Genomic DNA, 22,244 nt, shown 5'->3' with positions numbered 1-22,244 from the left:
GGCTAATTGTATATTGATTTTTCTGTAATAAAATGTATTTGAATTTTGAATCTTTATTCCTAATGGGAAGATATTTACAGTTTATTAATTTGGATCTGAATGAATTAATTGGGGTTTTAAAGAATTTAATTCTTTTAGATAATATTTAATTTATAATTCCCAAATTATGCTAAACGCCAAATTTTTATGTGGTATGCAATGTTCTTTAAATTTTCTATGAATGTTTCTATCAGTGACAAAGTCAAACCAATCGACAGCCCAGACATCTTCCGTGCCAGTTGATACCCTGTCTTTATAGAAATATTCTCCCATTACAGAATCTTCTGGAACTTTGCTGCCGAATAATAGATATTGAAAAGGAAAATCTTTACTGCAGTTTTTCCATTTTATTTTTCCATTCTCAGCAAAAACTAACATAATGGGATGATTGCCCAAGTCGGCAAATCGTATTGCAGTGGCAGTTATACTTGTATGAAAATGCTCAGATAAGGTTTTAATAACAGAAAAATCAAATTTTTTTCTTAGGACAAATTTTTTAAACCGTTCTTCAGGCATTAACAAACAAGAAGCAAAATAATCTGCTTCTTTTTCGATCCTAAAGTGTGTAAGCTCATTATTTTTAGAAGGGTGTGGCTTTAATAACCCTTTTTTTAATCCGACCCTGTGATTGTCAATGAAGTAATGGGCGAGCTCGTGGGCGATACTGAAGCGAGCTCTTGGACTCCCAGGCTTATTTCCCCTAAATGTATTAATATGAACATGAAACAGTGAGTCGGCATAGATTGTCATTCCGTCAAAAGCATTTCCATAATTGTCATAATATAAATCTAAATCTTCTTCTAGAAGAATATGCTCTAAAGGGGTTATTATTTCTGGATATTCTAATGCTATGGTTTCTGCCAAATCTTTAATTCCAATTATAGAACTAACTTTTATCATCTCGTTTTTTTCGGTGCTTTTCATACATTTTATCAATTATATCCTGGGATAAATTTTCATTGCCATTTCGAGCTGCCATTTTTAACTCATTAATCTCCGATGGATCATATTCATTAAGCTGGATGACTGACTTTTTGTTTATCTTATTATTTATAATGGAATCTACATCAATATGAACGTCTTTTAATTTAAAATCAAAGTTGTCATAGAGAATATTAAATATGTCCAGTTGTACTTCACTGACTGGATAAAGAAATCCCATTGAGCCCAGATAAGTGTCTAAATTTTCTGAATTGATATTATGGTTACTATTTTCTTGCATTATTTTCTCTTAAATAGTTATCAACATGTTTATTAGCATCTCTTTTGTAAATCCGTATTGTAACGGGAACAAGATCTAAAGTTTCCTGAAGTTTCTTACTCACGGCCCTAGGTATATTCTTTCCAACTCGTTCATATGCTTTATAGGTTAGGTAAATAATTTTGTGTTTTTCAGTTAATCCTACAAAGGCACTTTCTAAAATTTGTAAATTCCTTTTTAAGTTTTTTTTATCTTCGATTTGATCACTATCGGATATTTTATCTACCAGACTGTCCAGATTGGTAATTATTTCTAAAGCTTCTTCTTCATTTGGATCTGCACATGTTGCGGCATGTTCAAATTTTAATATTTGGGTATACATAATGGGATACATCCATAATAAAATTGCTTTATCAATACTTTTATGTTTTGACTTTGCGGCATCGAATGTCGGATACTTCCAAATTCTGGCAAAAGCGCAGGTCGCTACATCCAAAGCAATGATTTCATTATAGCCAAATCTTAAACAGTAAATTTCTGCTTTCTGAAGCAGATCCTTTTCAAAACGCCTGCAAAATTCTGCAAAAGCCAACTCGGCTTCTTTTGGATATTCGGATTTAAAAGAAATATAATCAAGTAATTCTGAACTGCATATTTCCTTAAAATCTATTGTGTCATTTGGTTTGGTTTCCATCTATATACCTAAAAGCGTTAGTAACGGATTTGGTATATGAGTGAGGGGACTCATATATCAAATCAAATATATGATTTGTAAGTTAAATATTAATACAACTTAAAATTATTTTAGATAAAATGAAAGAAAAAATAGAACATGTGAAATTTATAATTGACCGCTTTGATGTTTATATGGAAAGCACACAAACGAAAAGCAATCTATATCTTGCTTTAAATACAGCTATACTTGGTGGTATAATAACATTGGCAGCTTCGAGTAAACCGGAAGATGTTACCTTTTTTTCAGTATTTGTATTGGGCAGTATAGCCTTTCTTGCTGTTGCAAGTATTACCATAACACTTATTGCTATTACACCATATTTAAAAAGTGCATCAGATAATAGTGAGTCAGTTGTTTTTTTTCAGGATGTCAGGAATTCCACTTTTGATCAATATGAAAAGAGAATTAAGGGGATGTCAGAAAAGAATTTCTTAAAAGATCTGACTTGTCAGGCTTACAGTCTAGCAGGTGGTTTACAATTAAAATATAAAAAACTTTTTTACGCCGGAAGATTAATCATAATTGAGTTTATTCTTCTATTGATTTATGCAATAACATTAGTAACTAACATTATATAACACATGGAAACATTTTTAAAATATCAAAATATTATTGAGAAAGCTCTTAATAGAAACGAGATTCATAAGAATTTAAACGAGTCAGTTCGATTTTCAGACCAGACAAAGGCAGTTGCCCTAGAAAAATATACAATGAGCGATTATATCTCAAATCGTTCTGAACTATCACTTTCAACCGATCTGACAGCAATTGCAAAAAGCATGGGAGCGGTTGCGCGAAATAATCAAATAATTGGCCATCATCCCGATTTTATGTATTTAAAAGGAACATCAAATACTGAAAAACATTATATCATTTCAGCATTTATTGATATAAAAGGCTCGACAAATCTTTTTAAAAAGTATGATGAAGAAACCAATATGATTATTACGAACACAATTCAATTGGCAGCCATAAATGTCTGCCAGGCTTTTGGCGGATTTATACAAAGAATACAAGGAGATGGGCTGTTTGTTTATTTTGGAGGTAAAAATGTAGACAGAAGTAAGGCGACCCATCATTGTTTAATGGCTCTTAGCTTATTTAGTTATTTTGTAAAAAATGATTTAAAAAGAGTATTTGAGCAACATGGAATAGAGAGAATTTATACAAAGATTGGAGTTGATTTCGGGGATGATGACAAGGTGCTGTGGGGTGTGGCTGGTAAAGAGGATACAAGTGAGATTGCTACATACAGTCTGCATACGAGCTTAGCTGCTAAGATGCAGGCATATGCAGGAAGCAATGAAATAATTGTGGGACAGAATGTTAAAGACAGAGCGCAGTTTGATGATAAATTATATTCCGTTGTAGCTGATAAACGCTATATATTTTTAGACCAGGATAATAGTTTTTTTTACACTCAGTATGTTTTTGACTGGATAAAATACCTTAAGTCATCACCATATGTAGCTACCTCAATTTCAGGCGATATTACTATTAAACCTCAGATAATAAATGTTCCAAATATAAACTCTTTGAGAGAAACTGTTGGAGAAAATAGACCTTATGCAAAGATCAAAACTAGATAATGATATCGAAGAGGTTTTGGAAATGTTTCCAAAAATGAAGCTGGAGGAAGAGGGCAAGGTTAAAACTCTTTTAGGCGAAGTAGACATATTTGACGGTGCAAATATGTATGTGGATAGTTTCAATATAAAAGTAATTGCACCTCCAAGATATCCTTACGAATTTCCCAAGCTTTTTGAAACAGGAAAAAAAATCAAACATATTGCTGACAGACATATAAGTGACGATGGATCTTGTTGTGTTTGTTCTCTTCAGGAAGAAAATTTAGTCTCACAAAGAGGCATAACGATTAAAAGTTTTTTTCTCAAATATGTTTTGCCTTATCTGGCTAATCAAATATATTTTGATTCTCAAGGTAAATGGGCAAATGGAGATTTTGAGCATGGAAATTTGGGGATATTTCAGTATTACAGTGAACTTTTAAAATTAGAGAATATTACAGAAGTAATTGAATTTTTATCGGTTTTTAATGTTACAAAAATGTATAGAAATGATGATTGTTTTTGTGGAAGCGGTAAGAAACTTAAAAGATGTCATCAAGATACTTATAATATTTTTAAAGGGCTTTCAAAAAAAAGAAGAGAAATCGATTTGTTGGAATTAAAGATTTTAGAAAAAAGAATCAGCAAGAAAATAAAGGAAGAAGAATTGTAAATTTTTAATTATATATACTATGTCAAATTATCACGTTACACAGAAGAAAGGACAAGAAGGATGGAATGTTCAAAAAGAAAATGGACAAAGAGCATCGGCAATTACCTCCACACAAAAAGAGGCTGAAAAATTAGCGAAGCAGTTTTCAGCAAATTCAGGAGGTGGAGAGGTTAGAATTCACAGGCCAAATGCTGGGCCGATTAGGGATAGCGATACCGTCAAACCTGGAAATGATCCCAAATCAAGCAAAGATAAAAAGTATTAAAAATGAAGAAGTGATTAGTGTATCTAATCACTTCTTTATTACCATTTTCTATTTTTTTAAAGTGCTCAATTCCGTTAAAAGCGGCTAGAAATAAATCACTTATAAGACTTCATAGAACAACTATTTTTTGATGTTTAAATTGTAGTTTTCTAAAAACCATTCAAAGGATTTACCATTTTTTCCAAGCTCCTGTTCTAACAAACTCAAGATATTTTTGATATTGTCCGATGGTTGATATTTCATTTTCGTAATTGTCAAGTAATCCCCGTATTTCAAGTATGCTTTTAATTCTTTCGGACAATTCATCGTTTGACTGTATATCTCTTTGGTTAACTCTGTCAACAATTTGTTCGTATTCCCTTTCAAATTCGCTTCGTAGTCCATTCTCCACTTCGGCTTTGAGTTCTCTATACTCTCCATCTTTTGATTGAAGTCCTTTTCTAAGTTTTTCAAAGTCTTCTCGTTCTCTTTTTTCAAGTTCCTCAAATTCTCGTTCAATCTTTCTGTTTTCTCTTTCAAAATTAAGCGCAAATCTTGATTCTTCTCGAAAATTAACTTCAATGTATCTTTCTTCTCTTCTAATTTTACTTTGCTCGTTGTCAATTCTAGTTTCTTCGAGTCCAAAATCTCTTCTAATGTCCTCTTCAGATTCTCCAACTCGGTATCTGAACTTAATTTCCCGCTCAGTGTTTGCTTCTTCCTTTGTAATATATTCTCTGCGTTTAATATATCTTCTTTCCAAATCTGAGTGGTTTTCCTCAAATGCAATTTGTTGTTGTTCAAGGTCTCTTGATCTTTGTTCAACTTCCTCTTCTTCGTGTCTAATACTTGAATATACTTCGTCCTCAAATTCTCTTTCCAGCTCCTCCAGTCTTTCTCTATTTCTTTTTGTGTTTGCCTTAACTCTTGATAATTCAGATTCAAATTGTTGTTCAATTCTTCTGTATAATTGAGTTCCCAAACTGTTTTTAATTGATCGTATAAGATTGCTAATTTGGTTTGTTCGGCAGACGACAGATTCTCCAAAAAACTTTCTTTGGAGTTCATCAATTGATGATAATTCCTCTCTATCTCCTTTGGAAACTTGAATGTAGTCAGTGCGTTCTTGGACATAATTATAAACCCATTTAGTATTATTTGATGTTAGTAAGCTTTTAGCAATATTTTCTTCTGAATCTTTAGGAATAATAATTTGAATTGTGTCTATTCCTAGTCTTTTGAGTTTAACCTTTTTTTCATCATCTAATTTATGAGAAACTACAATCTCAATTAGTAGGATAGGTTCATCCTTAGAATTAAAGAAAGTTAAGTCAGGTCGTATCAAAAGATTTTTATTTTCTATATCTGGATTTTTCCCGTGAACTATCTTGCCTTCATCATCTTCATAAAAGGTCAGTTCAGCTCTTACGTGATGAGCTTCAATAAATTGTGCTTCTTCCAAAAGAACAGCTTTTTTTCCGTCAGGGGAATAGGAGTAAAGATTAGGAACTTTTATACGTTTTGTAAACTGAAGTATTTCTATTGCAAGTTTATGTCTGTATTCTTGGTTGCTAAAAGTACATTTTCTTTCATTGTCAACTCCTTTGGCCGAGTGTCTAAAATAAGATTTATGATAGATGTTTTTTTTCTTTACGGCATCCATTTCTTCGTTACATCCTAAGCACCAATAACCTTTTCTTCCGCTTATTGCATCACCAATATAAACAACTTCATCTTTGATGTTTTTTGCATATTCATTTTCTTCTTTTGGATTAACTTTAGACATTTTGCAATGTTAATTATTGGTTATCTGTTTGATTTACAATGTATTTTTTTTGTTGATTTATGATTAAGATCTAATAAAACTTATTTTTTTGTATTTCCTACGTAATACAAATGTCGTTTTTATTTTAAGCAACAAGACAAGTAATTACACCTGATTTTGATTAAAATGGAAACTAACATTTGTGAAATAATTTCAAATTATTCGATGTAATGTATATATATAATTACAAATCAAAATTATTTTTTTTTACGATCGACATTGTCATAAATAAAATAGATTGAACAAGGAATGTTTAACATTCTTAATGTATTTACTGCTCTAAGTAAACTAATTCTTGAAAATATAGGTAACTTACTTGATTTGCCTCTAACGTCTTTCTTAGTGATAATTCCATAAGTCACACTGAATTCACCTTTTTCTATTAAATTATCAAAACTGTTATTGTTAACAAGTGCTTTTAATTTTTCTTTTGATTCTTCTTCCATTCTAAGCAATTCAATTGAATTTACTCCTTGGTTGAATAAATGGCTAAGACTTGCAGAACGAGTTGAAATTTTTATGTGAATTAGGTTTATTTTATTTTCATGGATAGTGATTAAATCGCATGGTTCAATTTGAGTTTGTCCATTAACCGAAATGTTTTTTTTGTCTAAACAGATTACATTTGCATTAGCATTTTTTACGGATTCATTATACTCATCTTCCCTTTGAAAATCGCAGGGATGTAAGAATGTATGCGAATTTATAAAGTGAGGGTTAAGTGCATTTTCTAATTTTGTGATATATTCTTTATCAATTAAATACCATTCTCCTTCAGTTAAATGATAAGTTAGGCCGTTGATTTCACAATCATATAAAAAACATTTATAGATACTAAATTGTTTTATTTGATTGCCATTTTCATCTATAATTGCCATGTGATGATTAAAAAAGACATTAACATCATTAATTTGAGTTATATTTCTTTCTTCCAGATATGCTCTATAATCGGCTATGTATACATCATAATATTCAAAATTTGTTCTGCCTGCACCATTGAATTTAATTTTAAAAGATGTTGAATGATCCATGATTTCTGGAATTGATAGTACTAACTCTACCGGCGCATTTTTAAAAGCTAATAATAAGTTTTGGTTAAGTTCTCTGATTTTGTCTGGATCTCTAACTGGGACTATATTTTGAATATCTGGAAAAGATTGAATAAAATCGGTTTTGTTGTATATTTGAATGATCTCTCTACATAAATTTGTGATCTCTTCTGCTGGTAAATTTGAAGAAATTCTTAGACTACTTGCACCAGTAACATTTCTAAATAAGTCAATGTATTCTGATTTTACAGCGCCAGTTAATTTTTTTATTATGTTTTCATCATGTCTAATATCAAAAAAGTTTAGACTCGATTCTGTAGGACTTTGCACTCTCTGCCTTTTTGCATTCTCGGGTTGTAATATATCGGTAGATTTAATTTTTTCCGGATCCAGTGCGTTTAATGTCGTTTTTAATCCAAAATCATAATGATAACTATTATCCTTTAGTTGATGATAAGTAATGCCAAATGTCAGTACTATCCAGCTATTATCGACAGGAAGAAAGATTAGACTTCCTTTTTGCATTTGATATAAGTTTTTATGTATTCCCCAGTAATTTTTCCACCATGGAGGACTTCCTGGAGTATCAGATAAATACATGATGGAATTATTAGGGAGATTTGTATTCTCTTCCTCTAATAACTGTAGATTATGATCATCTTTCAATGCATTTTCTGGATTAAATGTATCTTTTAATAGATAAATTGAGAAACCTCTACTTTTTGCCATTTTGAATTTAGATTATTTTATTAGACTGGTAATAATTGCATCAAATATTGGTATTTAATTTACTATTTCATTACGGAAATCCATAATGAGAGTTTAAAGTCTTGTTTCAAAAATATCGATTAAATAATTCTATACATCGAGTAAAAATACCTGTTTACTCTGAGTTGAAGTTTTTATTTTGAATCACAATAAGTTATTATTTATTTACACATAGTTTAAAAAATGTTGTGATATTTAAGTATTTAAAAAGATCTTATGATACTTGTAAAGAACTGTGGACGGAGTAGTAGTAATACAAGTTAAGAAAGAATTTGATGTTAACTTAAGGCAATTGTATTCAAATCTTTTACTGTTTGTTACGTTGTACTTGATAACACATGGAGTATTTTTTCAATTAAGTATTTCATTTGCTGAAGAGTATTCGGTAGTAAATAAATCAAATACATTATGTAATATGAAGTCAGCCTATTTATACGTTCGTGTAAGTACGGACGAACAAAAAAGAAAAGGTTACTCCTTGCCAGAACAGGAGGACAGACTATTGAAGTATTGTAAATATTACGATATCGAAGTTAAGGGAATTTATCGCGAAGATTTCTCTGCGAAGAATTTCAATAGGCCAGAATGGAACCAATTATTCTCAGAGATCAAAAAGAAATCATCAGGAGAAGATAAAAATATACTATTTATCAAATGGGATCGATTCAGTCGTAATATTGAATATGCGTACGAAATGATTGGAAAGCTTAGGAGATATAAAACGATAGCAAAGGCTATTGATCAGCCAATTGATTTCTCTGTGCCGGAAAGTACAGTTATGCTGGCTGTATATTTAGCTGTTCCGGAAGCAGAAAATACCCGGAGAGCTCAAAACACTGCAAACGGCATTCGTCGAGCGAAGTTGATGGGCAGGTATCCTAGTAAGGCACCATTAGGATTTATCAATTTGACATCTATGGATGGTAAAAAAGCTATCGCTCCTAAAGAGCCTGAAGCCGGAATTATAAAATGGGCTTTTTATCAAGTTTCAAAGAATGATCATAAAATAACTGAAATCATGAAAATAGCTAATGATAAAGGTTTAATATGTTCAAGATCCCACTTTTTTAGGATTTTGCACAACCCAGTTTATTGCGGGCTTATACCAGTCAAACTTGACTCTAGTGAAGAGCAGGTGGTAAAAGGATTGCATGAACCTTTAATAGCAGAGACTTTATTTAATCAGGTTCAGTCTGTTATTAATACAAAGAGAAGAACTACTGCTAAAAGAAATGATTTACAATCATTATTTTTTCTTAGAGGTTTTTTAACATGTCCTGTTTGTGATCGAAAACTTAGCGGAAGTATTTCAAAAGGAAGATCAAAAAAATATCCATATTATCATTGTCATTATGGTTGTAAAACAAGGATAGATGCGGTCTTTCTTAATGATTGTTATCAAAATAAACTACAACAATTAATACTCTCAAATAATACAATTGAATTATTTAAGAACATTTTAGAAGACCAAAATATAAAGACACAGAAAGCAAGTTATGTATACGCTCAAAAAGTATTAGAGAGGAAGATAAAAGAGGAGGGAGTAACCCTTTCTCGAGGCAGAAAATTATTTATAGCCGGAATATTAAAAATTGATGACTACAATGAATTAAAAAAAGAGAATCAAGCCAGCACCAAAAACCTTAAAAAGGAAGCACGTGATATTGTCGTTAAATTAAAAGCTATTGATAAAAAAAATCAAGTAGAAGAGAAAGCGTTAGTCGAAATCTTTCAAAGATTTTCTGAGTTTGATGTCTCAGACAAAAGGCATCTTGTAAATCTTATTCCACCGACTGATATTGATTTTAAAACAGGTGCACTTTCTTTAAATCTAAATCAAGCTTTTTTAAAAATACTATCGAAAAAAAGTAACCGAAAAACCAATAAAAAAAAATGAATTTCATTGAGAAAAATGTTTCAGTAGAGAAAGCCGTTATTATTCTTTCCAAGAACGGCATTCAGGCAGATGAGAAGGAAGCTAAAATTATTTTGGAATTACTGTATTTAGTATCAAAAAATTACGATAAACCAAAAGAGAAAAAAATCCTGTATCCTTAGCGGGATTTCGAACCATCGTTCAGCTTCGATTAATTCTCTAATAGTTCCACTTTAAGACTGTTTATTTCAAACAGACTAAGAATTTCTTGTGAAAAAATCGAACCACAAATATTAGGCTGTGAAGGCTTGAAAAATCTATATGTTTGTGTATAAAAAAAGAGACAACTATTTGTTAGTTGTCTCCTTAAGTGACCTTACTGAACAATTTACAAACCATTTTATGAATGATTTAAAGAAATTGGCTTACTTTCAAGTGAATTTGTAAGATAATTATTTTGATTTTTTATTTGGAAGCGGTTTGTATGTATTGTAAGGGTTAAAAGTTAAAAAATGTTAAAACATCTATATATTTATATTTATTAAGATATAAAGGTTTAGAATAAAATTTTTGACAATAAAATTTATTACTTCCTGAAGAAAGTGAGCCAGTTTTTAGTAAAATTATATAATAATTCGTAGATTATTCAAATTAAAATTTGGTAAGGATACTAGTGTTTTCATATTGCTTTAATCCAATCAGAAAGTAATTGAATTGGACATTTAATTTGCCTATTTTCTGGACGATAAAAAATATTTAATTAACTCATTAAATGTCGTTCGATTGAGGTTAAAAATTGATTTATTTCTATCAAATACTATACAATTCTACAACTATTATCGAGGATTTTGAAAGAATGTTTTAAGTTAAGGTAAAATTGTCTTTCGATGGCTCTATAAATTACAATCTTGTATTTAAATAAATCTTTTTCATTTTTTTATGGTTTGATAAGTCTTCCCGATATTTTGTGTACATATGTGTAGTTGAATGGTTTGCTGAACTTATTTAATATTCTCATTAACATTTTGTGGCATGATAGTACCAAGTCCAGAGCAAAAATTGCCATGACTTGACATAAGCAAAAACGATACTTGGACGAGAAGCTCTAGTTAATGTTGTTGATTTTTATACTTGTGCATAAAAGTTAATGTATTTTAAAAAAAATATTGTAGCTTTAAACTGTATAATAATTTGAAATTGTTTATTTTTTAGTAGATTATGTAAGGTTTCGGCAATTTCAGATTTTAAGCACGCTAATATTCAGGAACAGATTTTGTATCAACGAGGAATAGAATCTGCCATTTGGTGCATGCTGGCAGTACATTTTCAACTAGCGGTTGATGCTTTTGCTGAAATCAACTGCACCTGAATCCGGCGAATCAAATTGAATTCCAACGGACCCTAAAGGGAAATTTAAAATTTTAGCCCGCTTTTAAGGCCCAACTCCAAAGCTGTATGATCAGAGGTGGAAACTAAATGACGTAGAAAAAATTAAATAAGCTATAGTTATTTTTTAAATTTTAAAAGATGAAAAACAAATTGATTTTAATCATTGTACTTCTTGCAATGACAGCGTGCAATCAGAATAAAAGTGATAAAAATGGAACATTATCTTCTGCAGAAACTGATGCTGATGTTTCAGGCAAATTTTCGGATTCAGTACCGAATGGCCCCGATGTAAATGTAAAGATTACAGAATCTTATGCAAGACAGGTCGCAAGAGATGCCTATTTCTGGGCTTGGCCAATGGAAAACATTTACAACAGACGTCTTGCGTTCAAGCAGTCACCAAAAGTAGGTCTTATGAATGGCGTACTGCCATTTGCGCCATTAAATTCTTTGGCAATGTTGCATGATTATATTAAGCCTGAACAGCGCTGGGTTGCCTGTCCAAATCAGGATGTGGTTTACGGAGCTGCTATTGCCGCTCTTGATGAGACTCCCGTCGTGATACAGGTTCCGGATTTTGGCAAGCGTTTCTGGGTATATCAGGTGGTGGATCTTCGCACAGATGCTTTTGCCCAGCTTGGGAAGATGTATGGTACAAAACCAGGGTTTTACATGCTGGCGGGGCCTAACTGGAAAGGAGAGGTGCCTAAAGGAATCACTAAAGTATTTTACAGCAAAACAGGCACAGCCTTTATTGTACCTAGAGTTTTTCAGGATGATACGCCCTCAGATAAAAATGCAGTCCAGGCCATAATTAATTCTATTGATGTCTATGCTCTGGATAAATTTGACGGAAAAATGAAACAGCAGGACTGGAGTAGGCTTCCATCCTTAGGTTCGCCGACAAAAGATGGCGGATCTGAAGAAACGAAATGGGTCTTTCCAGATACCTTTTTCGATCAGCTTCCTATTGTATTGAAAGATGCTCCTCCATTGCCCGGCGAGGAAGCTCGTTACGCACAGGTACTGTCGGTGATCGAAGCAGCAAAGAAAGATCCTGCATTGAAAAAAGCGATGATTGATGAAGCCCATAAAGCGGACAAAGAACTGGTTGATCCATTACTGCAATTTCGCAACTGGGGAATACCTCTTCCAGGGAACTGGACCACTGCCGATAACTGTGCTGCTTTTGGAACGGATTATTTCACCCGTACAGCCATAGCAAAATCCAATATACTGGTGAATGCAGGTAAAGAAACAAAGTATTTTTATCAGGATCTCGATTCAAAAGGATCTCGACTGAATGGTTCTAAACAGTATACCCTGACATTTGCAAAAGGTAACCTTCCGCCTGTAGACGGCTTCTGGTCTCTTACACTTTATGACGAGCATCACTTTTTCTATCCCAATGTCATAAAACGCTATTCGGTTGGAACCAAAAACCGGGATTTAAAGTACAATGTCGATGGTTCCCTTACATTGTATGTGCAGCATGCGGAGCCGGAAGGGGACAAAAAAGCCAATTGGCTGCCAAGCCCTGCAGATGATTTCTGTTTATATTTCAGATGCTACGGCCCAAAGCAGTCCGTAATTAAAAATCAATGGACGCCTCCGTCTGTAGTAAAAATTTAATTTCAGTCAAAAAGAGAAAGTAAAGGAAAAAATTATTTTAAGTTGATTAATGTAGTAAAAATAAATAAAAAATGGCGCCAATTGTCTTCAATTGGCGCCATTTGGCGTTGTGACCTCGACAGGACAAATTACAACATCATTTCTGGATGATTTAAAGAAATTAGCTTACTACATGTAGTGCCTGTCTTTCATTGGCTTTATAAATTTGGTTTGGATGTTCTGTTAGGATTGATGTAAAAATTATAGAAACTAAATTGGTTTATGGCAGTAAACTAATATACAATTCTACAAATATTATGTAGGATTCGAGAAGATTATTGTCATTAAGCCAGAATTGTCTTTATTTGGCTCTATTATCGAACAGGACTATCGTTTTGTCAAATAGCTGATAAAAAACGAATTAGGTTTTAAAAGTTTTTAATCTGCAAAAAGAACTCTAAACGGAATTGAAGTTGTGCATATGCTTCGGAAGAATCAGATGATTAGACCGGGATCTCTATATTTAAATCATTCTGTATGCTGGCGGGTTAACTTTTATATCCCCTAAATTCTTAGATTTGATTTTGATAGATACGACAGAACCTAAAAGTGTCATTTTAATTGATTTTGTTGAATTGAAAATGAAATTTTAAAAATCATTAAAAAATGAATACTAATCTCGCTTTATGCCTCAATTTTATTTTTTAAACACCTTGCTATGATTTTTATAAGAAAATTACTAGAGTCTTAAATGCTTTAAAGCTTAAAGCATTAGTTTTTTTATTGCTAAGCAGTTATGTTAAATATTGTTTCATTTTATAATTTGCAACATGAAATTGTTGTTGCAACAGTTTTTTTTTTATCTACTTGTTTACTTTTGTAAGAAATAACGTTATTGTATAAAAAAAATATAATAATTGCTTACTTACTTTAATTGTAGCCTTAACTATATATGATAATGCAAGATATTGCCCAGATGTACTGCAACGTTCTTTAATTCAAAAAATTGCAGCACTGTCATTTAGAAAATTGATTGCGTCGTCTTACATTATATTCTATCTTCTTTCCGCCATCTGAATTTATTCCTATTCGCACTTTTTATTTGCCCGTACTATTAATATGTGCTTTACATGATCTAAGGCTTTATTTTTTTTTGCAGTTGTGGTACTTATTTTAATGCCATATAATGAATAACTGCAAAGGAAAATGTCTAGTTAAATTTTCATTGCCCAAGCCAGATTCCAAATAATAAAATTAAACAGTGATAAATATAAAGTTTGTCGCAAAATTTAGAGTATTGGAAGGTAAGATATTGCTGATCAGCTAAAAATTTGAATCAGGTTAGATAAGCAGTCTGCTTTTGAAATAGATGATTGTTTTTAAGTCTTCAATGATATTTTGGTAGATTTTTCTTCGCAGTTAGTTGATAATAGCTAGCAAGGAGTGATCAAGTCTGCCCAATATCTGCTTAAAGGATATCCTGATTGCTTGAGTGGTAAAGTTTATAATTTAATATAAAAATAGTTATGAAATCGAAATTTACATTAACTCTAATTTTAATTTTTTTTCTAAGTATTTTTTCCTCTGCACAAACAGTATCGGGTACTCCAGGTACAACCGGCTGTCTGGGCGGAGGTACTATCACGGCCAGCAACAATGCAGGATGGACTTCTCCCCAGTATCAATTGCTTAAAAATAATGTTGTGATTGCACCAATTCCAAATGATCCTGCTCAATTTACGACTAACCCTCTTTTCGAGGCTCTTTCCACAGGGACTTATACGCTTAAAGGGCGCAATACAAGTACAGGTACGATTTTTACTAGCGCAAATATAGCAGTTTCAGACGGTTATACGCCGATGAGCATTGCGACGCCAACTAAAGTTGCCAGCTGTTCTGGAGGATCTGCAGTTTTAACAACTACGGTTACAGGCGGTAAATTACCGATAACCTACAAGATAGCACTGCAGTCTTCTCCTGGTTCAATAATTCAGGATAGCGGTGCCGTAAGCGCTTCTAATTTTGCTTTTAATGCACAGCCTGCAGGCAGTTACATTGTAAGTGCTACAGATGCCTGCGGACAAACTGTCACTGGATCAACAGCTGTCACCAATCCTACCGTAACTGTAAACGATTTTAAACTAGGAATAGGCTATGCGTATCCTAAACACCAGACTTCTGCCTGTTCATCACCGATAATCATAATGGTGGAAGCTGGTTTTCAATATATTTCGAACAGTACTGTTATCTCTGCTGCTGATGCAGCATTGTTTAGTTGGAAAATAAAATTTCAGGGCCAGTTATATGGAATTGGTACAGACGGAAATGCTACCGTAGGAGCGGATGGTATTTCACCGCAGACTATAAGTTTTAAAATGCCGCTCGCAGCTACCCGTGAAGACATATACGCAGACATTAATAATATGAGGGTAGTACTGATGGATCAGTGCGGCAACACAAAAGAATTTCCAATCAGGCACGTATATAATGGAGGAACCATAACTACATCTAATTGTGGAGGAACTGGCTTACTGAGCGTTAGAGCCAATTTGCTGACCTGCCTTCCGATGGATATGGTTTTTACCAATACTGCCGATCCTTCCGATGTAATTACACAGACATTGTCAAGTATTCCTGCGACCTTAAGCGGTTTTGCTGCAGGAGCCACTTATAATTTTACCTACATTGATGCAGCGGGAAATACAACTGGAAATTTTTTAGGCAATCCCTCATCTCAAATAATTATTCCCGCTGAGCCTTCATTTACACCTTCACAATTTTTGTCAGCTGTACAGCCTAATTTAAATGTGCTGGGGTATGGTCTGCTGATACTTTCCAATACTCCTTATCAAATAGGGGATGTACTGACTTATACTGTAACAGCATCCAGCAATCCTTTGGTGCCCTTAGGAACAACGGGCAGCGTGACATTAAATTCGACAGGCAATGCTACACTTCCAAGAGTAAATCCGACAGATCCAGCTGGATATTGGCCAAAAGGGAATTATACGCTTAGCATAACAGGTCCCTGCGGTACGAAATCCATGAATGCAGTTGTACAGGGGTATGTTGCAACCCTTTCAGCTGGCACAATGACACCGGTCTGCGGAGGTTTTAATTATACAATGAAAGGTAATTTCGATGTAGCCAGTGCTTATCAGGTCATTATCGTTTCAGGGCCTTCAAATGTGGGGCAGGTAAGAGATTTAGCCAGTACAACGGCATCACTCCCGTTTAATGGCTTGAATTACGGCACCTACGTTTTCGGACTGCGGATTAAGGGAGGCAATACCAATGTACTGACTGAAACGGTTACCTATGACGCAAGCAATACTGTCAAGGTAGACAGAAGCAGTACTGGAGGTTTTGTCTGCAGTGACGGCGCAGCTGACGGAATACTTACAATTACTGCCATCAGTATTTCACCAGCTCCCAATAATGCATTGTCGTATGCTTTAAGTAGAGACGGAGGGACAACATATGGGGTTTTTCAAAGCTCAAATCAGTTTACAGCACTAAGCAAAGGAACTTATTATTTCAAAGTACAGGATGGATGCGGAAATGTTGTAACACAGTCAGCACAAATTGGTGTGGCAAGTGCACCGACAGCCTCTGCAAATGGTTTGAACAATCCAACATTATGCAAATTAAATTCAGGCACCATTCAATTAGATGTTGATATATCTGGTGCAACTTCCTATTTATGGACTGGTCCAGGTATCAATTCAGGAAATCAAAATTTAAAAAGTCCGGCTGTCAGCTACACTGATCTTAGTGCAGGAGTAAATAATTATACTTGTGCAGTGACTGTTGGAGCGCCTTGCAATACTACCAACACCGCCGGCTTAGTTATAACTTTAAATCCCTTGCCAACACTTGTTATTAATAATCCTGCTGCAGTATGTTCGCCTAGTACAGTAAATCTTACAGATGCAGCTGTAACGGCAGGGAGCACAGCAGGTGTTACATTTACTTATTTTACTGATGCAGCAGGCACAGCCGCTCTTGCCAATTCTGTGGCAGTTGCTGCCAGTGGCACTTATTACATTAAAGCTACGACTGCGGCAGGATGTTCCGCAATCCAGCCTGTAACGGTAACAGTCAATCCGGTGCCAACAGTGGTCACCACAGCCCCGCCTAAAGTATGTGCAGGCACACCAGTCGACCTGACTGCATCGTCAGTAACCGCTGGAAGTACAGCAGGCCTTACCTATACTTATTTTACTGATGCAGCAGGAACATCAGTTCTTGATACGCCAAGTGCAGTAACAGCAGGGGGGACTTATTATATAAAAGGAACAACTGCATCTGGATGTTCGGCAATTAAGGCTGTAGCAGTTTCATTTAATCCGAGCCCTACAGTGGTAACAGCGCCTCCGCCAGTAGTGTGTTCAGGTACATCAGTTAACCTTACTGCACCATCAGTAACTGCTGGAAGCACTGCAAATCTAACGTTTACTTACTTTACAGATGCGGCTGCTACAGCAGTTCTCGCTTCGCCAAGCGCAGTGACGGCAAGCGGAACTTATTACATTAAAGGAACAACTGCAGCTGGGTGTTCGGCAATACAGGGTGTGGCTGTAACAATTAACCCGACTCCGACATTGGTTACCAATGCTCCTGCGGCAGTATGTTCGGGGACCTCAGTTGATTTGACTGCTCCGGCAGTAACTGCTGGAAGTACTCCAAACCTGACGTTTGCTTATTTCACAGATGCTGCAGGGACAATTGCACTTGGTGCGCCTGGTGCAGTTACAGCTGGCGGAACCTATTACATAAAAGGAACAACTGCGGCAGGATGTTCCGCAATCAAGGCTGTGACTGTATCTGTTAATCCCATTCCAGTATTAGCAATCACTGACCCTGATCCCGTCTGCGCAGGAACTGCTGTGGATCTCACTTTGCCTGCGGTAACCGCTGGCAGCTCGGCAAATTTGACTTTTACCTATTTTACAGATGCCGCAGGTGCTATCGCATTGGCCAATCCCGCTGCAGTCACAATTCCAGGCACGTATTATATAAAAGGAACAGATACTGTTACAGGATGCGATTCAGCTATAAAAGCGGTGGCAGTAAGCAACTTGGCGCCGGCAGATACAAGTCTGACATATCCTGGCGGTCCCTTCTGCGGATCTGGAACAGTATTGCCAGATCTGATAGTCACATGGTCAGCCCCTCCAGATCCCGTATTGCGCCGCCACAGGCTGACAGGATCCAATCTTCTCGGCGCATCACATGCATTCACATTCACCTCAACAGCCGGTCTGGTTATAAATCCCAATAGCGGTGAGATTGATTTGGCGGCAAGTACTCCAGGTACATATACTGTAAATGTTGTTGCCTCATATTCATTTGCACCGTGTCCGTCTAGCGCTGCAGCAATAATAACTATAAACCCGTTGCCAACTGTTGCAATTACCAATCCGGCACCAGTGTGCTCACCAGGAGCCGTAGACCTTACATCAGCAGCTGTGACTTCAGGAAGCACACCAAGTTTAACTTATTCCTATTTTAGCGATGCAGCAGGGACGCAGCCTTTGGCTGATGCAACTGCAATCACAGCAGGCGGTACTTATTATATCAGGGGAACTGATCCTGCGACGGGCTGTTCTTCAATCAGCCCAGTAGCTGTAGAAGTCAACCTGCAGCCTGATGCTTCATTTACCTATGATGCAATCAATAACATAAATGACGAGTATACCTTTACACCAATCTCTACCGCCGCAGATGTTACTTATAGCTGGGATTTCGGAGACGGAGGAACTTCTTCTGCAGCTGTTCCAACACATCAGTATGATTTACTGGGCACCTATACTATAACGCTTACCGCTGCCAATCTCAATGGCTGCACTGACGTTACAGCTCAAACTATTTCCATAAGCAAAAATCCGAATGTGACAGCAGACATTTCGGTGTTTCCTGCCAATGAGTGCCTTATTGGAAATGCGTTTGAATTTACAAGTGCCTCTATCATAGCATCGGGCTATTCGCTAACAGGTCTCATTTGGGATTTTGGCGATGGCGCACCAGTAAGTACTGCATTGAATCCAATTCATAATTATGCGGCAGCAGGTACTTATGTTGTAAATCTCCAGGCTACGGTCAGTAATGGCGTAAATACTTTTACCGATAATGCCACGAGTTCTGTTCTAGTAATCGCAACACCTGCAGTAACCATTACCAATCCGGCGGCAGTATGTTCAGGCTCTCCTATTGATTTGACAGCACCGGCAATAACCTCGGGAAGCACATCAAATCTTACCTTTGCTTATTTTACAGATGCCACAGGAACGGTGGCCCTCGCCAATCCAGATGCAGTAACAGCAGGAGGTACTTATTATATTCAGGGAACAACTCCCGAGGGATGTTTTGCGATAAGTCCGGTGCAGGTAACTATCAATCCGCTTCCTGTTGTAACAGTTAACAATCCGCCAGCAGTATGCGAGGGCACTACAGTAGATATTACAGCAGCAGCAGTAACTTCTGGCAGTACCGCTAATTTGGCATATAGCTATTTTATTGATCAGGATGGGACGCAAACTTTGGATGGGGCAGATGCCATAACAACAAGCGGCATTTATTACATTAAGGGAACAACGCCTGAGGGATGTTCGTCGATAAGTCCCGTGAAGGTAACCGTAACCCCAACACCGTTTGTAGTTGTCAACAGCCCATCGGCAGCCTGTGCGGGTACAGCAGTTGATCTGACAGCGCCGGATATAACAGCAGGCAGCACAGCGGGACTATCGTTTGCTTATTTCAGTGATACGGCTGCCACGCAGCCTTTAGCCAATGCAAACGCTGTGACATCAAGCGGCACTTATTATATTCGGGGAACAACGCCGGGAGGATGCTCTGCGATTACTCCGGTACTGGTAACGATCAACCCAGCGCCGTCTTTAGTGATTGACAACCCGCCAGCGGTTTGTTCGGGTATAGTTGATTTGACGGCTCTGTCCGTCACAGCTGGAAGCACAGCCAATCTGACCTTTACTTATTTTACAGATTCCGCAGGCACAATAGTCCTTGACGATGCAGATGCAGTAATGGCAAGCGGCATTTATTATATAAAAGCGACGACATCAGAAGGATGCTCAGCAATAGAGCCTGTCACTGTAACAATTGATCCGACTCCCACAGTAACAACAACGCCACCGCCAGCAGTATGTTCAGGTGTTTCGGTGGACTTGACTGCAGCGGCAGTAACGGCAGGAAGCACATCGAACCTGACGTTTGCTTATTTTACAGATGCAGCCGGCACTGCAGCTTTTGCTAATGCAGATGCAGTAACAGCTGGCGGCACCTATTACATAAAAGGAACAACACCAGAGGGATGTTCTGCAATCAGTCCTGTTCAGGTAACTATTAACCCAATACCGGTTGTAAGTGTGACTGATCCTGCACCAGTATGCGAGGGCACTATCGTAAATATTACTGCGGCAGAAGTAACTGCAGGAAGCACACCTAATCTGAACTTTACATATTTTACAGATGCCGCAGGCACTGTAGTACTTGACAGTGCAGAAGGAGTAACGACAAGCGGCATTTATTACATAAAAGGAACAACACCAGAAGGATGCTCAGCAATCCAGCCTGTAACGGTAACGGTTTATCCGACTCCTATAGTGGTAACATCCGATCCATCAGCAGTATGTTCAGGAACAACAGTAGATTTGACCGCGCCCTCAATAACTGCTGGAAGCACCGCAAATATGACTTTCACTTATTTTACAGACGCTGAAGCTGCAACAGTCCTTGCCAACCCCGAGGCAGTAGCAGAAGGCGGCACTTATTATATAAAAGGGACAACACTAGAAGGATGTTCAGCAATGCAATATGTAGTGGTAACTATTAATCCTATACCAGCTTTAAACATTACTAATCCGCCAGCAGTATGTTCAGGTATTTCAGTTGACTTGACAGAACCGACAGTTACAACGGGAAGTGCATCAAATCTGACCTTTACTTATTTCATTGATGCTGCAGGCAGTATTTTACTTTCTAATCCAGCTTCAGTCACAACAGGGGGTACTTATTATATCAAAGGAACTACACCAGAGGGCTGTTATGCGATCAGTCCGGTGCATATAACCGTCAATCCTATACCTACAGTAGCTGTTACCAACCCGCCAGCAGTATGTTCAGGGACATCGGTTGACCTTACTGCCGCGTCCGTAACAGCGGGAAGCACATCCGGGCTGGCCTTCGCTTATTTTACCGATTCGGCAGCCACCACCTTGCTGTCCAATCCGTCTTCAGTAACCGCAGGAGGCACCTATTACATAAAAGGAACCACTCCAGAGGGATGTTCTGTAATCCAGAACGTAGCGGTGACGGTTAACCCAACACCTGTTGTAACGGTCACCAACCCGGCAGCAGTTTGTTCAGGAAGATCGGTTGACCTCACATCAGCAGCCGTAACAGCAGGAAGCACATCCGGGCTGGCCTTCAAGTATTTTACCGATCCGGCAGCCACCACTGTGTTGTCCAATCCTTCTTTGGTAACCGCAGGGGGAACCTATTACATAGAAGGAACAACAGCAGAGGGATGTTCGGATACCAAACCAGTGCAGGTAACCATCAATCCAGCACCGGTTTTAGCAATCACCAACCCTGCAGCAGTGTGTTCTGGCACCTCGGTTGATCTGACGGTGCCAGCAATAACCTCTGGAAGCACAGCAAATCTGGTATATTCTTATTTCAGCGATGCGGCAGGTACCCAGCCTCTGGCCAATGCCAATGCCATCACAGCGGCTGGCACTTACTATATAAAGGGAACAACAGCAGAGGGATGTTCAGATGCTAAACCAGTGCAGGTAACCATCAATCCAGCACCGATTGTATCGATCACCACCCCTGCAGCAGTATGTTCTGGCACCTCGGTTGACCTGACCTTGCCGGCAATAACTTCTGGAAGCACAGCAAATCTGGTATATTCCTATTTCAGCGATGCGGCAGGTACCCAGCCTTTGGCCAATGCTGATGCCATCGCAGCAAGTGATACTTATTATATTCAGGGGACTGACCCTGCCACAGGATGTTCTTCAATCAGCTCGGTAAACGTCGTTGTCAATCCCCAGCCGGATGCGTCATTTACCTATGATGCGATCAATAACGCAAATGACCAGTATGTCTTTACCCCAATCTCTGCGGTAGCAGGTTTGAGCTATAGCTGGGATTTCGGCGATGGAGGCACTTCTTCAGCAGCTATTCCAACGCACCAGTATGATGTTGCGGGCAGCTATACAGTAGCCCTGACAGTCAC

At 36.9% G+C, this 22,244-nt stretch carries 13 protein-coding genes; 8 read left to right on the top strand and 5 right to left on the bottom strand.

The genetic code is table 11. The features are described from left to right. Positions 1 to 150 precede the first annotated feature (150 nt). From LL966_RS18635 to LL966_RS18625, 3 genes are read right to left on the bottom strand one after another with little or no spacing between them, the layout of a single operon-like run. Positions 151 to 963: an ImmA/IrrE family metallo-endopeptidase gene (locus tag LL966_RS18635; RefSeq protein ID WP_229355311.1), complete on the bottom strand. Its 813-nt coding sequence runs from the start codon at positions 961 to 963 to the stop codon at positions 151 to 153. Then, on the bottom strand, positions 926 to 1,261 hold the full coding sequence (locus tag LL966_RS18630) for a hypothetical protein (RefSeq protein WP_229355310.1): 336 nt from the start codon (positions 1,259 to 1,261) through the stop codon (positions 926 to 928). The genes LL966_RS18635 and LL966_RS18630 overlap by 38 nt, the downstream gene beginning before the upstream one ends. Further along, positions 1,248 to 1,934, bottom strand: coding sequence for an RNA polymerase subunit sigma (locus LL966_RS18625; protein WP_229355309.1), 687 nt, complete (start codon positions 1,932 to 1,934; stop codon positions 1,248 to 1,250). Before LL966_RS18625 ends, LL966_RS18630 begins: the two co-directional genes overlap by 14 nt. A 119-nt stretch (positions 1,935 to 2,053) precedes the next feature. Between LL966_RS18625 and LL966_RS18620 the strand changes: the two genes are divergently transcribed. Genes LL966_RS18620 through LL966_RS18605 form a run of 4 tightly spaced genes read left to right on the top strand, consistent with a single transcriptional unit; the run spans position 2,054 to position 4,482 of the window. After that, positions 2,054 to 2,554, top strand: a complete 501-nt coding sequence (locus LL966_RS18620) for a Pycsar system effector family protein (protein ID WP_229355308.1) — start codon at positions 2,054 to 2,056, stop codon at positions 2,552 to 2,554. 3 nt (positions 2,555 to 2,557) lie between these two features. Next, entirely contained in the window at positions 2,558 to 3,565 is a 1,008-nt protein-coding gene (locus LL966_RS18615) for an adenylate/guanylate cyclase domain-containing protein (RefSeq protein ID WP_229355306.1), read from the top strand. Then, entirely contained in the window at positions 3,543 to 4,217 is a 675-nt protein-coding gene (locus tag LL966_RS18610; protein ID WP_229355305.1) for an SEC-C metal-binding domain-containing protein, read from the top strand. Before LL966_RS18615 ends, LL966_RS18610 begins: the two co-directional genes overlap by 23 nt. 19 nt (positions 4,218 to 4,236) lie before the next feature. Further along, positions 4,237 to 4,482: a DUF2188 domain-containing protein gene (locus LL966_RS18605; RefSeq protein WP_229355304.1), complete on the top strand. Its 246-nt coding sequence runs from the start codon at positions 4,237 to 4,239 to the stop codon at positions 4,480 to 4,482. A gap of 169 nt (positions 4,483 to 4,651) precedes the next feature. Here the strand turns inward: LL966_RS18605 and LL966_RS18600 are convergent, their stop codons facing one another. Then, on the bottom strand, positions 4,652 to 6,247 hold the full coding sequence (locus LL966_RS18600) for a hypothetical protein (protein WP_229355303.1): 1,596 nt from the start codon (positions 6,245 to 6,247) through the stop codon (positions 4,652 to 4,654). Positions 6,248 to 6,483: 236 nt separating this feature from the next. Continuing rightward, on the bottom strand, positions 6,484 to 8,064 hold the full coding sequence (locus LL966_RS18595) for a DUF6119 family protein (RefSeq protein ID WP_229355302.1): 1,581 nt from the start codon (positions 8,062 to 8,064) through the stop codon (positions 6,484 to 6,486). A gap of 274 nt (positions 8,065 to 8,338) precedes the next feature. On the opposite strand from LL966_RS18595, the gene LL966_RS18590 reads away from it, so the two are divergent. The 4 genes from LL966_RS18590 to LL966_RS18575 all read left to right on the top strand — a co-directional run. Next, positions 8,339 to 10,000 carry a recombinase family protein gene (locus tag LL966_RS18590; protein WP_229355301.1) on the top strand — a complete coding sequence of 554 codons (1,662 nt, stop codon included), beginning with the start codon at positions 8,339 to 8,341 and terminating at the stop codon, positions 9,998 to 10,000. After that, positions 9,997 to 10,161, top strand: coding sequence for a PTS sugar transporter subunit IIBC (locus LL966_RS18585; RefSeq protein WP_229355300.1), 165 nt, complete (start codon positions 9,997 to 9,999; stop codon positions 10,159 to 10,161). Before LL966_RS18590 ends, LL966_RS18585 begins: the two co-directional genes overlap by 4 nt. A 1,345-nt stretch (positions 10,162 to 11,506) precedes the next feature. After that, positions 11,507 to 13,000, top strand: coding sequence for a DUF1254 domain-containing protein (locus LL966_RS18580; RefSeq protein WP_113678646.1), 1,494 nt, complete (start codon positions 11,507 to 11,509; stop codon positions 12,998 to 13,000). Between the two features lie 1,505 nt (positions 13,001 to 14,505). Next, positions 14,506 to 22,244, top strand: a 7,739-nt coding sequence (locus tag LL966_RS18575; protein ID WP_229355299.1) for an Ig-like domain-containing protein, incomplete at its 3' end; no start/stop codon positions are given.

This window comes from Flavobacterium chungbukense, assembly GCF_020805785.1.
Taxonomy (GTDB): Bacteria; Bacteroidota; Bacteroidia; order Flavobacteriales; family Flavobacteriaceae; genus Flavobacterium; species Flavobacterium chungbukense.
Note: the sequence above shows the minus strand (reverse complement) of the source record. Positions and strands in the feature narration are given on the sequence as shown.